General features: G+C 29.1%; 2 protein-coding genes. Both read left to right on the plus strand.

Annotation, left to right across the window (positions count from 1 at the left end; genetic code table 11):
* On the plus strand, positions 1 to 759 hold a 759-nt coding region (locus Q8777_RS02560; protein ID WP_318749489.1), incomplete at its 5' end, for a hypothetical protein.
* A gap of 9 nt (positions 760 to 768) precedes the next feature.
* On the plus strand, positions 769 to 1,657 hold an 889-nt coding region (locus tag Q8777_RS02565; RefSeq protein WP_318749490.1), incomplete at its 3' end, for a hypothetical protein.

Genomic DNA, 1,657 nt, shown 5'->3' on the forward strand with positions numbered 1-1,657 from the left:
GGTAGTAAAAAAAAGAAATGGACTTTTTTTGTCATTTTATTAACAATCATAGGAGGGTTAAGTTTACTTTATTATTATTTGGATCCTCATCGTCAATTTACCATTATTGTTCCTTGTCATCTCGAAGAAAAAAAAGAAGATGAGAAATTATCCAATAATAAAACTATTTCTGAACAAGAAACATTATTAAGAGATAAAATTAATAATCATCAAGAAGTCTTAAAGACCTTAACTGATCCTAAAGGAAAAGAAAATTTACAAAAAATAATTACTTTTTTAGAAAAAAAAGAAAGATCATATCAACAAAAAAAGAATATCCAAAATTATTTACTCCACTTAAAAGAAGCCTTAAAAGAAAAAGACGCCAAAATAAATGACAAGCTCCCTTTAGCAGAAAAACATTTTTTAACGGAAGAAAAATTAAAACAAGAAAAAGAAGTCCTTTATTTAGAAGAAAAAGAGAAGGCATGGCAAGAAAAAGAGGAATTAGAACAGATTTTAAAAGGGATTGTTGAAAAATTAAAAAGTAGTTCCTTAACAACTCAAGAAAGAACTAATTTAATGAAAGATAAAGAAAACTTGGAAACTAAAAGAGATAAGTTGGTTCAAGAAATAGAAAAAATAAGTAATCAAATTCAAATCAGAAACAGAATTGAAACTTTAACTAAAGAAAGTGACCAAACAACAGATGAAACGATCCAAGCTTGTTACCAAGCTGAAAAAGAAAGATTAACTGCTCAATTAGAAGTGTGGCAATAATGTTTTGTTATGACTGCCAAAATAAAATGGGTTTGTCTTTTTAGTTGGGGTTGTTATTTTTTGTTCTTTCTTCTTCTTTGGGGTGAAAGAAAAAAAAGAGAACAATTAATTTTATTAGAGGTTGATAGTCAATCAATCAACCTCCCATTAAAAAAGGCCAAAACCCAAAGAGAACCAAAACAATATTTATCTGCTTCTTTTCAACCTTCTTCTTCTGCGATTGATGACTTTTATTATCAATCGCTTCTTCCTCAAAAACAAGGTCAAATAGAAGAACTCGCCGTTTATGATGTTTATTTAGGAGAACATACAGGAATGAAAGAAGCGATGGGATGGTTAAATTATCATTTTCCTCTTTATCATTTTAGTCATCAATTTTCTTACGCATTATATAACGCTTCTGACCAACAAAAAGAAGTTAACTTTCAATTTCGAATTAAAGAACCACCACCTGCTCATTTTCTCTTAGCCTTTTTTGAAGGTGGAAAAAGGGAAGGAAAAGATGATACTTATACTTTAGAAGATTTAAAACAAATGGGGAATGGCGCGACAGCTTTATATTTCTTTTGGAGTCTTAATAAACCTCCTTTACCATCCTCTTTTCCTTTTTTACCAGAAAATTATCACTTAGAAATTATTTATGAGCAAGGAACTAATTTCGGAGGTCCGAGTTATCTTTTCATTGATAAAATTATTATCAAAGACATCATCAAAGATAAAGTTGTCGGCGTTTATCCCATTAATCAAAAGATAGAAGAACCTTTTGTCATCTTTAATTATGATTTTGAGTTAAAATTCCCTTTTTATAATTATCAATCGGAAGGTTATTTATGGTCGACAAATCATATTCGTTCTTTGAAAAAGATTGATTTATATGAAAAAAGAACAGGTCAACATC

It is taken from the genome of Candidatus Phytoplasma stylosanthis (assembly GCF_032886435.1).
Lineage (GTDB): Bacteria > Bacillota_I > Bacilli_A > Acholeplasmatales > Acholeplasmataceae > Phytoplasma > Phytoplasma stylosanthis.